Raw genomic sequence first — 11,698 nt, forward strand, 5'->3', positions numbered from 1 at the left:
CTGCCCGCACCGATGGTGAGCGTGGTCGTCCCCACCCGGGGACGGCCGGCCCTGCTGGCCGAGACCCTGCGGACGATCACCGCGCAGGACTACGAGGGCGAGCTGGAGGTGGTCGTCGTGCACGACCGCGAGGCCGCCGACCCGGCGCTCGGGCTGCTGTCCCTGCCGGGCCGCGAGGTGGTGCCGATCGTGAACACCCGCACGGGCGGCCTCTGCGGGGCCCGCAACACCGGGCTGCTGGCCTCGCGCGGCGTCTTCGTCGCGAGCTGCGACGACGACGACCTGTGGCACCCCGACAAGGTCCGGCTCCAGGTCGAGCGGCTCCAGGCCGACCCCGACCTCCTCGCCGTCGGTGCCGGCATCCGCCTGCTCATGGGCGAGCGCGGCGAGGTCGAGTGGCCGGCCCGCGAACGCGTCGTCACCCACGAGCGGCTGCTGGGCAACCGGGTCAAGGAGCTGCACAGCTCGACGCTGATGATGCGCCGCTCGTCCTTCGACGAGGTGGGGCTGTACGACGAGGACCTCCCGCACGGCTACGGCGAGGACTACGACTGGCTGCTCCGGGCGAGCCGGGTGGGCGAGGTCGGGGCGGTGCAGGAGATCCTGGCCGACATCCGCAAGGACGTCCCGTCGTGGTTCCGGGACCGCTCCCTCAACACCGCGACGGCGCTGGAGTACCTCCTCGACAAGCACCCGGACTTCTGCGAGCGGCGCCGCGGCCACGCGCGCATCCTGGGCCAGATCGCCTACGCCCGCGCGGCTGGCGGCCAGCGGGCCCGCGGGGCGGTGATGGCCGGGCGTGCGCTGCGGCGCTACCCCGCCACGCCGCACGCCTGGCTCGCCCTGGCCATCGCCGGACCGGGCGTGGAGCCCCAGCGGATGCTCGCCGCGGCCCGGCGCCTCGGACGGGGGCTGTCGTGACCCGGCTCCCCAACTTCCTCTACGTCGGCCCCGACAAGGCCGGCTCCTCCTGGCTGCACGAGATGCTGATCCGGCACCCGGACGTCTACCTCAGCCCGGCCAAGGACCTCTACTTCTTCGACCGCTACTACGACCGCGGCACCGAGTGGTACGCCGCGCAGTTCCGCGGCGCGCGCGGGGAGTCCGTCGTGGGGGAGGTCTGCCAGGACTACCTCTTCCACCCCGAGGCCGCCCGGCGCATCCACGACACCCTCGGGCCGGTGAAGGTCATGGTGTCGCTGCGCGACCCGGTCGAGCGGGCCTGGTCCTCCTACCTCTACATGCGCAAGCACGGCATCGGCCCGGAGACGTTCGGGGAGGCGCTGCGCTCGCGTCCCGAGCTGCTGGAGCACGGCCGCTACGCCACCGCCCTGGACCGGTTCCTCGCGGTGTTCCCGCGCCAGCAGGTGCACGTCGCGCTCTTCGACGACCTCGCCGTCGACCCCCAGGGTTTCCTGGACGCGGTCACCGACTTCCTCGACGTCGACCACCTGCCGCTGTCCGCAGCCGACCTGGAGCCCCGGCTCCCGGCCGCGCGGGCCCGCTCCCTGCGCCTGGCGTCGGCCGCGCGCCGCAGCGCCGACTGGGTGCGCGAGCACGACGGCGCCCTCCTGGTGGGCCGCGTGAAGCGGTCCGCGCTCGTGCAGCGAGCGCTCTACCAGCCCCTCGACCGCCGGGCCGTGCGGCCCTCCACCGACGACGTCCTCACGGTGCGGACCGCGTTGGCTCCCGAGGTCGATGCGCTGGAGCGCAGCTTCGGGTTCCCGCTGCGCGAGTCCTGGGGCTGGTAGTCGGACCGTCGCACGGCCCGGTCGGCACCTCGCCGGTCGACGAGGTTGCGCTCGCAACCGTGTCGAAACCCCGGTGAGCCGAGGGTCGGTGTCCGGGAGGGCTGTCCCCGCTCAGCCGGGGGTGCGCCGCGTAGCCGGTCGGGTCTCGGCCTCCAGGACCCTCGCTGCGCTCGGTCCGCTGCGCGGCGGCTTCGCCGTCCTTGACCCCGAGCCTCGCCCGACCGGCGTACGGCGGCAGTCCGGGGCGGGCCCCTCGCTCCGCTTCGGTGCCGCCCCGACCCAGGCACACCCCCAGAGGTCGACGTTTGGTCACCAACCGCATGAAATCGGGCCCAAAACGTGCGGTTTCTGCCCAATCGACGCACCCCGAGAACGGCTCACCCCACGACCGGGTGCTCGCGCCGACCGGGGCCGCTGACCCTCACGTTTGGTCACCAACCGCATGAAATCGGGCCGAAATCGTGCGGTTTCTGCCCAATCGACGCACCCCGGATCGACCGGCCCCCAGGACCGAGGTGACTAGGGATCGCGGCCCGTACATAGTCCGTTCGGACTACGTCGTGGCCGGACGGATGGCCTGTTGGGGAAAGGCCGCCGGGACGTTCTCCGGTCGTTCACCTGAGAGGGCGTTTCTCGTTCCCGTGACCGTCTGAGGATTCTCGCGACCCGGCACCTGTCGGGCCCTCCGGAAGACTCAGAAGACCTCAGGTGACCACGCTCCCGCTCCACGACGCCGCCGCCGAGCCGCACCCCCGCCAGCTGTCCCCCAAGCCCACCGGGGTGGACGCCGTCTTCGTCCACGGCTTCCGCTCGATCGGGGCCTCGGTCCTGGTGATCACGGGTGGCATCGGCGTCTTCCTGGCCTACCAGTCGATCCCCACGCTGCGGCACTACGGCGTGCACTTCTTCACCGAGACCCAGTGGCAGCCCGACCAGGACCGGATCGGCATCGCGGCCGTCCTGGTCGGCACCGTCGAGGTCGCGGCGGTGGCGATGTTCTTCGCCTTCCCGCTGTCCCTGGCCGCGGCCCTCTACATCTCGGAGTACGCCCCGCCGCGGCTGCGCTCCACGCTCGTCTCGCTGGTGGACCTGATGGCGGCGGTGCCGTCGATCGTCTACGGGCTGTGGGGCTTCTTCCTCGTCCAGCCGCACGCCAGCGAGCTGGCCCACTGGCTGCACCAGCACCTCGGCTTCGTGCCGTTCTTCCAGGTCGACGCCGACGCGGACGCCGCGTCGTGGGACCGGATCCAGTACACCGCCAGTGCCTTCATCGCCGGCATCGCGGTCTCGATGATGGTGATGCCGATGGCCTGCGCGGTGATGCGCCAGGTGTTCTCCCAGACCCCGCAGGGCGAGAAGGAGGCGGCGCTCGCGCTCGGCTCCACCCGCTGGGGCATGGTGCGGGCGGTCGTGATGCCCTTCGGCCGCGGCGGCATCATCGGCGGCACCATGCTCGGCCTGGGCCGGGCGCTCGGCGAGACCATCGCGGTGCTGCTCATCATCAGCCCCCAGTTCCAGGTCAAGCCGAACATCCTCGAGGTCGGCACCGAGACGGTCTCCGCGCTGATCGCGGGCCGCTTCGGCGAGTCGACCGGCATCCAGCTCTCGGCGCTGCTGACCGCAGGCTTCGTGCTCTTCTGCATCACCCTCGTGGTCAACACGCTCGCCTCGGTGGTCGTGAACCGCAGCCGCTCCGGGGCGGAGACCTCGTGACCGCCGTGCTCGAGACCCAGCCCGCCGTCGTGACGGGTACGACGCACCTGCCGCAGCCGGCCGGCGACGCCGCCCCGGCGCCCCGCAGCGACATCGGGGCGCTGCCCGCCGAGACCCGCTTCGTGGTCTGGGGCAGCCGGGTCGCGGCTCTCGGCCTGACGTGGGTCGTGTGCGAGCGGCTCCTGCCGCTGCCCGGTGTCGCGTGGTTCCTGCTGGTCCTCGCCGTGACCAACCTGCTGGTCCTGGCCGTCGCGACCTGGATGACCGAGGACGCGGTGACGGTCCGCGACCGGGTCGCCCAGTGGCTGGTCTCCGCGGGGGCCCTGGTGGTCTTCGGGGCCCTGGCCTCGGTGGTCCTGTTCGTCCTCCAGCGCGGCTGGGGCGCCCTGCACCACGTCAACTTCTTCACCACCGACATGACCGGGATCGGGCCGAGCGACCCGCTCGACCGGGGCGGCATCCTGCACGCGATGCTCGGCACGCTGATCGAGCTGTCCATCGCGGTCGCCGTCACGCTGCCGCTGGGCATCGGCACGGCCGTCTTCATGAACGAGATCGGCGGCCGATTCGCCCGCGTGGTCCGCACCGTCGTCGAGGCGATGACCGCGCTGCCCTCGATCGTCGCGGGCCTGTTCGTCTACACGACCTGGATCATCGCGCTGGGGATGCCCCGGTCGGGGCTGGCCGCGGGCCTGGCCATCTCGGTGATGATGCTGCCGATCATCGCCCGGGCCGCCGACGTCGTGCTGCGCGTCGTACCCGGCAGCCTGCGCCAGGCCTCCCTCGCCCTGGGTGCCAGCCGCTGGAAGACCGTCTGGCACGTCGTCCTCCCGACCGCGCGGCCGGGCCTCGCGACGGCGCTGATCCTCGGTGTCGCCCGCGGCGCGGGGGAGACCTCGCCGGTCCTCATCAGCTCGGGCTACGCGCCGTTCGTGCACCTCGACCCGTCCACCGGCGTGATGACCTCGCTGCCGCTGTCGATCTACGTCAACGTCCGCTCCGGCCAGGACCTGATGATCGCCCGCGGCTTCGGCACCGCCGCGACCCTGCTGGGGATCGTCCTGGTGCTCTTCGTCGTCGCGCGGATCCTCGCACGGCCACCCGGCGCCCGGTCCGGAGCCGGGCGTCGGTTGGTCCGCCGTCTCACCACCACGCGCGCCGCGCGTCCCACCAGGAAGCTGACCCGATCGTGACCGCCCGACTGCGCCGCCCCACGCGCCTCCTGCTCGCCGCCCTCCTCGTCGCCCTCGCCGCCCTCACCGGCAGCCTGGGCGTCGCCGGGCCGGCCTCCGCCACGACGTACGCCGAGATCGAGGGCTCCGGGTCGACCTGGTCGCAGGTGATCCTCCAGCAGTGGATCGCCGACGTCGCGTCCAGCGGCATGCAGGTGACCTACAACGGCTCGGGCTCCTCCCAGGGCCGCAAGGACTTCGCCAACTACGTCACCGACTTCGGCATCTCCGAGATCCCCTACCAGGGCGTCGACCCGGTCTCGGGCCAGTCCGACACCAGCTCGCGCCCCTACGCCTACCTACCGATCGTGGCGGGCGGCACGGCGTTCACCTACCACGTCGAGGTCGGCGGCAAGCTCGTCACGACGCTGCGGCTCTCGGGCGAGACGATCGCCAGGATCTTCACCAACAAGATCACCAACTGGAACGACCCGGCGATCACCCGGGACAACAACGGCCACGCCCTGCCGTCGCTGACGATCCACCCGGTCGTGCGCTCGGACGGCTCGGGCACCACCGCGCAGTTCACCCGCTACCTCGCCGAGATGTACCCCTCGATCTGGGGGCCGTTCAACGGCGGGCACGCCACGCTGACCTCGCAGTTCCCGCGGCAGGGCAGCCAGATCGCGGCCTCCGGCTCCGACCAGGTCATGAACACGATCAGCGGCGCGGCCGGCAACGGCACGATCGGCTACGTCGAGTACTCCTACCCGGTCAACGCGCACTACCCGGTGGTCAAGGTGGAGAACAGCGCCGGCTACTTCGTCGAGCCGACGCAGTACAACGTCGCGGTCGCGCTGACCAGGGCCCAGATCAACCAGGACGCGAGCTCGATCAACTACCTCACGCAGATCCTGGACCAGGTCTACCGCCACCCGGACCCGCGGGCCTACCCGCTGTCGTCGTACTCCTACATGATCATCCCGACCGGGGCGAGCGACCAGCGGATGACCACGGCGAAGCGCCAGACGCTGGCGGACTTCCTCACCTACTCGATCTGTGCCGGGCAGTCGAAGGCCGGGCCGTACGGCTACTCGCCGCTGCCGCTCAACCTCGTGCAGGCCGGCTTCACCCGGATCGCCAAGCTCAAGAAGGCCGACCCCGCCGTCGACCTGACCGACCACGACGTCACGAAGTGCAACAACCCGACGTTCGTGGCGGGCAACCTCAAGGCCAACCACCTCGCCCAGGTCGCCCCGATGCCGGCCGCCTGCGACAAGGTCGGCGCCGGCCCGTGCGGCACCCCGACCGGCACCAACACCCCCTCCACCGACGGCAGCAGCCCCTCGGGTGGGGCGACCGGCGGCACCACGACCGGCAGCACCGGGGGGACCACCGGCAGCAGCGGCGGCACGACCAGCGGCGGCACGGCCGTCGCGCCCGGGACCGCGCCAGGAGCGGTCGACCCGGTGACGGGGGCCGTCACCGGCGGCACCACCACGGGCACCTCCACCGCGGCCGGCGGCGAGGTCTACGCCAACCCCGTGGAGCTCAGCGCCCAGCGCGCCGGCGACAACCAGGTGTACGGCGGGGTGGTCGTCCTCGAGCTCCTCGCGATCGTCCTCCTGCCCGGCCTGTACGTCGCCACGCTGCGTCGCCGGAAGGCGGCCCGGTGATGACGCGGCGCACCCCTCGCGGCGGGCGGCTCCTCGCCGCGCTGGCCCTGCTCGGCTCGTCCGTCGTCGCCGGCGTGGGCGCCGCGCCCGCGGACGGCCTGGTGCCGGGCCCGTCCGCCCGCGCCGGCTCGGACGCGTGGAGCGCCAGCCACGACGTGACCCGGGTGCACTACCTGCCCGGCCAGGCCGACCCGGTGACGGACACCAACCACGTCACGGTCAGCGTGGACCGCCACACCGACCTCCAGTCCCGCGAGCGGATCGACGTGAGCTGGACCGGCGCCCACCCGACCGGCGGGCGTGCGGGCAACCCCTACGGCGAGACGGGCCTCGACCAGGAGTACCCGGTCGTGATCCTGGAGTGCCGCGGCGTCGACGACCCGGCGGCCCCCGCCGACCAGCAGGTCTCGCCCGACACCTGCTGGACCAACACCGTCCAGGAGCGCTCGCAGAGCGACGACGAGGCCCGTGCGGTCTGGCGCGACGACCTCTACGCGACCGACGCCGACAAGGCCGCGGTCTCGGGCCTCGACCCGGGGTCGCTGCCGGCCGACTGCGCCCCCGTGCAGCAGGGCACGGCGTACCACTTCACGCCGTTCCGCGCCGCCGACGGCACGGTCTTCACCGCCTGCGACTCCACCCACCTCCCGCCCGAGGCGGCGGTCGGCTCGGTCGACCCGCCCAACGAGGTGATGGCCTACACCAGCCCCGACGGGACCGGCTCGGCCCAGGTCGAGATCCGCACCGAGACCGAGAACGCCTCGCTCGGCTGCTCGCACACCGTCGCCTGCACGCTCGTGGTCGTCCCGATCATGGGGCTCAGCTGCGCCGACGACAGCGCGTGGTGCAACAAGACCGGCGCCTACGCGCCCGGCAGCCACAACGACGGCACGACCGGTGCGCAGCAGGCGGTCTCGCCGGCCTACTGGTGGTCGGCGTCCAACTGGCGCAACCGCTTCAGCGTCCCGCTCGGCTTCGCGCTGCCGCCGAGCACCTGCACGCTGCTCGGCCAGGGGCCGCCGGTGCCGTTCTACGGCTCGGAGCTGCTGAGCCAGGCCGCGCTGCAGTGGTCCCCGGCGTACTGCCTGGACGCGAAGCGCTTCAACTGGCAGGCCAACACGATGCCCGACGAGGCGGCGTTCGCGCTGATGCAGGACGGGACGGCCGCGGCCGCGGAGGTCACCGGCCGCGTCGAGGGCGACGACCGGGTCGGCTACGCGCCGACCGCGGTGTCCGGCTTCGGCATCGCCTTCAACGTCGACGACCCGACCACCGGGCTCCAGCGGACCTCGCTGAAGCTGGACGCCCGCCTGCTCGCCAAGCTGCTGACCGAGTCCTACCCCGGCGACTCCATCGGCGCCCTCCACCCGGGGCTGGGCGACAACCCCTGGTCGCTGCAGACCGACCCGGAGTTCCTCGAGCTCAACCCCGGGCTCGGCCTGGCCTTCGGGCGCACCTCCTCGCTGGCCGCGGCGACCCTGCTCGCCCTCTCGACCGGCTCGGGGGTGATGCAGCAGCTCACGTCCTACCTCGCGCACGACAAGGACGCGATGGCCTTCATCGACGGCAGGCCCGACCCGTGGGGCATGAAGGTCAACCCGGCCTACCGTCACCTGGCGTTGCCGGTGAGCACGTGGCCGCTGCTCGACACCTGGGTGCCGACCGGCACGGGCAACACCTGCCTGGACCAGAACGAGGCGCCCTACCTGCCCAAGATCGCGGCGCCGGTGAGCAGCCTGCGGCTGATCTCGCAGGCGATGCTCTTCAACTGGCCCAACGTCCAGACCGCGTGCGAGAAGGACGTCAGCACCGGGCTGTTCAAGCTCGGCCGGATCGGCCGCCAGGACATCAGCCAGCGCTTCATGCTCGGCCTGGTCACCCTCGGCGACGCCGCGCGCTACGGACTCCCGGTCGCCTCGCTGCAGGCCTCGCCGGGCCACTACGTCGCGCCGACCGACGCCAGCCTGGGCGCCGCGCTCGGGCTGACCCACCAGAGCGAGCGGCTCAAGCCGTTCGACCTCGACCAGTCCGACGTGCGGCACAGCGCGACGGCGTACCCCGGAACGAAGATCGTCTACACGGCCGCGCGCACCTCCGGCCTCGACCACGACGTCGCCCAGCACGTCGCCCAGTTCATCGACGTCTCGACGTCCGAGGGCCAGGTCGCCGGTCGTGGCAACGGGCAGCTGCCGGGCGGCTACCTGCCGATCGCGTCCCGCGGCGTCACCGCCGACCTCTACCGCTCCGCCCAGCAGGTCCGGGCGGCCGTCCTGGCCCAGCAGGCGCCGGCCACCCCGGCGCCCACCCCCACGCCGACGCCCACCACCCCGACCCCCGGAGGCACCTCCGGCGGGGTCACGGGTGGCGGCGTCCCCGGGGCCGGTACGCCGCCCGGCGGCGTCGCGCCGCCGGCAGCCCCGTCGACGTCCCCGTCGGCCGCCCCCGCGCCCGCGCCCACCGCCGTCGCGGCGCCGACCGCCCGGGTGAGCTCGGCCGTCGGCGGGGGAGTGCTCCCCGTGCTGCTGCTCGGTGCCCTCGTCGCCGGCACGGCCGCCGTGGCCAGCCGCGTCGTGCTCGGGCTGCGAGGTGTCCGGTGAGCACCGCGACCTTCCAAGAGGGTCCCGTGACCCGAGCGTGGCGCCGACGCCCGGGCCGGCCCGGTGGCCGGCGCCCGGTCGCCGCCCCCCGAGCCACCCGCCCGATCCGTGCCGGCGGCGCCGACGAGGCGGTCTCGCTCGCCTCGTCCGCGCTCACCGTGGTCGCGATCATCTGCGCCTGGATGCTGCTGCAGCTGCTCGTCCTGGGCGCGGTCGTCGAGGACCGCAGCCAGTCGCTGCTCTACACGACCTTCCGCCAGCAGCTCGCCGCGGGCACCGCCCCCACGGGCGCCCTCGACGTCGACGGCAAGCCCCTCGCGCCCGGCTCACCGGTCGCCCTGCTGACCATCCCGACGCTGGGCGTCTCCCAGGTGGTCGTCTCCGGCACGTCCTCCGGCGACCTCCTCGCGGGGCCGGGCCACCTGCGCACCACTCCGCTGCCCGGCCAGGCCGGTGTCTCGGTCGTGATGGGCCGAGGTGCGACGTACGGCGCCCCCTTCCGCGACCTCGCCGACCTCGCGCCGGGCGCGACGATCGACGTGCAGAACGCGCAGGGCCGCGTCGTCTACACCGTCGAGGACGTCCGCCACGCCGGCGACCCGGTGCCCGCCGCCCTCACCGGCAGGCAGGCGCGCCTGACGCTGGTCTCGGCGCAGGGCCGGGGCTCGCTCGCGGCGCTGCGTCCCCAGGAGGCCGTGTTCGTCGACGCGGTCACCACCAGGCCCGTGCCCACGGGCCCCGTCGCCGGGGGCGCGCTCCCGGCCTCCGAGCTCCCCATGGCCCGCGACAGCGGCGCCCTGCCGATGCTCGTCCTCCTGCTCGCCGGCGTGGCCCTGCTGGTGCTCGGCACCAGCGCCGCCACCCGGCGCTTCCGGGGCGCTCTGGTGTGGGTGCTCGCCACCCCCTGCGTGATCGCCCTGGCCTGGGCCACGACCGACCAGGTCGTGCGCCTCCTACCGAACTTGATGTGACGTCCACATCAGGCGTGAGACAAGAGAGATCTGGAGCAAGCTGATGTCCGTACGTTCGTTCTGCGCTGCACTGGGGGCCACCGCCGTGGTCACCTCCGGGCTCGCCCTCTCCACCCTGGCCCCGGCCAGCGCGGACCCCGCCAGCACGCCCTCGGCCACCGACTACGTGGGCGTCGGGTCCGACACGACGCAGTTCGTCGTGACCGACCTCATCAACGGCCGCACCGTGAACGGCCAGCACGTCAACGGCTACAACGAGACGGTCGCCGCCGGTGCCCCGCACCTCGCGTCGTGGGACGCCTGCACGGTCCCGGCCGGCAAGATGTACCCCTGCACGCCGGGGAGCTCCACCGACTCCACCCAGTTCATCACCCTGCGCACCGGCGCCACCGCCATCCCGCGGCCCAACGGCTCGGGCGCCGGCAAGGCGCTGCTCTACGGCGCCAAGGACAACCCGTCGGTCACCTTCGCCCGCTCCTCGGGCGGCCTGAACGACGCCGAGGTCTCTGCCGGGCTGAAGGCCTACCCCTTCGCCGTCGACACCCTTGTCGCCGTCACCGCCCCGGTCACCAACGCGCCCGCCTCCCTCACCCCGCAGCAGCTCCTCGGCATCTACAACGGGACGTACACCAACTGGAGCCAGGTCGGCGGCAAGGACGGCGTCATCAACGCCCTCAAGCCGCAGTCCGGCTCGGGCACCCTGTCCTTCTTCGTGGCGCAGCTGCAGAAGATCGCCGGTGACAGCACCTTCCAGCCCAAGGGCCACGACCACGAGCTCGCGGACACCGCCACCGGTGCCCCGTGCGCGACGGCTTCGGCCACCTGCGTCGACACGCTCGTCCAGGAGCACGACCCCACGCTGGTCACCCACGACCCCAACGCGATCGCGCCGTTCTCGCTCGGCCGCGCCAACCTGGCCGGCCCTGACTCGGTGTCGGTCCTCAAGGGCTGGAACGCCCGCCGCGCCCTCTACAACGTGCTGCGCAGCAAGGACGCCGGCAACGCCACCCCGGACAACCCGGCCTGGTTCGCCGGCACCGACGCCATGAACGCCGTGTTCGGCAAGGACGGCTTCCTCTGCTCGGCCGCCGCCCGCCCGATCATCGAGGCCAACGGCTTCAAGCAGCTGCTCTCCTTCAACGACGGCGGCGCCTGCGGCCTGCCGGTCGGCACCACCTCGGCGCCCGACCTGTCGGTCTACGACTCCGACGGCGTCAACCCCGTCGTGTCCGCGACGGTGAGCGGCACGACGTACGGCGCCGTGCACCAGGTCGCCGTCACGGTCACCGGTGCGGGTGGCACCCCCACCGGCGCCGTGTCGGTCAACCTCGGCTCGTGGACCGGCTCGGGCACCCTGTCCGGCGGCACCGCCACCATCACCGCGCCGGCGACCCTGCCGGCCGGCTCCTACGACGCCGCGGTGACCTACCAGGGCGACTCCAACTTCCGGGACGCGTCCACGGACGTCGCCCTGGTCGTCGCCAAGGCCCGGACGGTCTCCTCCGAGACGTTCGCGGCCACGGTCAAGCGCAGCGCCAAGACGCTGGCCGGCACGGTCAAGGTCGTGCTCGCCCCGGCCTCCTCGGTCGCCGCCTCCGGCCCGGTCCGGGTCCTCAAGGGCAGCAAGGTCCTGGCCCTGGGCACCGTCAGGAACGGTGTCGCGCACCTGAGCCTCAAGGTCGCGTCGCTGTCGCTGGGCAAGAACGCCCTCACGGTGAAGTACGCCGGGACCGGCAACCTCGCCGGCTCCGCCAAGAAGTTCACCGTCACCAAGAAGTAGGCGCCCGCCGAGCGGTGGGGGGGGGGGGGGGGGGCCCG

The 11,698-nt window shown here is 73.1% G+C and carries 8 protein-coding genes; all 8 read left to right on the forward strand.

All coding sequences use genetic code 11. From position 1 onward, the window contains the following. Positions 1 to 921: glycosyltransferase family 2 protein (locus tag ACXVGS_RS17835; protein WP_458538188.1), on the forward strand; the 921-nt coding region annotated here is incomplete at its 5' end. Beyond that, positions 918 to 1,751, forward strand: a complete 834-nt coding sequence (locus ACXVGS_RS17840) for a sulfotransferase family protein (RefSeq protein WP_458538189.1) — start codon at positions 918 to 920, stop codon at positions 1,749 to 1,751. The genes ACXVGS_RS17835 and ACXVGS_RS17840, both read left to right, overlap by 4 nt. Before the next feature lie 708 nt (positions 1,752 to 2,459). Then, on the forward strand, positions 2,460 to 3,464 hold the full coding sequence (gene pstC / locus ACXVGS_RS17845) for a phosphate ABC transporter permease subunit PstC (RefSeq protein WP_458538190.1): 1,005 nt from the start codon (positions 2,460 to 2,462) through the stop codon (positions 3,462 to 3,464). Beyond that, positions 3,461 to 4,657: a phosphate ABC transporter permease PstA gene (gene pstA / locus ACXVGS_RS17850; RefSeq protein WP_458538191.1), complete on the forward strand. Its 1,197-nt coding sequence runs from the start codon at positions 3,461 to 3,463 to the stop codon at positions 4,655 to 4,657. Before pstC ends, pstA begins: the two co-directional genes overlap by 4 nt. Beyond that, complete coding sequence (locus ACXVGS_RS17855) at positions 4,654 to 6,312, forward strand: substrate-binding domain-containing protein (protein WP_458538192.1); 1,659 nt, start codon at positions 4,654 to 4,656, stop codon at positions 6,310 to 6,312. Before pstA ends, ACXVGS_RS17855 begins: the two co-directional genes overlap by 4 nt. After that, positions 6,312 to 8,909 (forward strand): hypothetical protein, encoded by a 2,598-nt coding sequence (locus ACXVGS_RS17860; RefSeq protein ID WP_458538193.1) that lies wholly within the window; start codon positions 6,312 to 6,314, stop codon positions 8,907 to 8,909. Before ACXVGS_RS17855 ends, ACXVGS_RS17860 begins: the two co-directional genes overlap by 1 nt. Before the next feature lie 26 nt (positions 8,910 to 8,935). Next, positions 8,936 to 9,880, forward strand: a complete 945-nt coding sequence (locus tag ACXVGS_RS17865; RefSeq protein WP_458538194.1) for a sortase — start codon at positions 8,936 to 8,938, stop codon at positions 9,878 to 9,880. A 43-nt stretch (positions 9,881 to 9,923) separates the two neighbouring features. Then, entirely contained in the window at positions 9,924 to 11,660 is a 1,737-nt protein-coding gene (locus ACXVGS_RS17870) for a substrate-binding domain-containing protein (RefSeq protein WP_458538195.1), read from the forward strand. The last annotated feature ends 38 nt before the right edge of the window (positions 11,661 to 11,698 follow it).

The organism is Oryzihumus sp. (assembly GCF_054325275.1).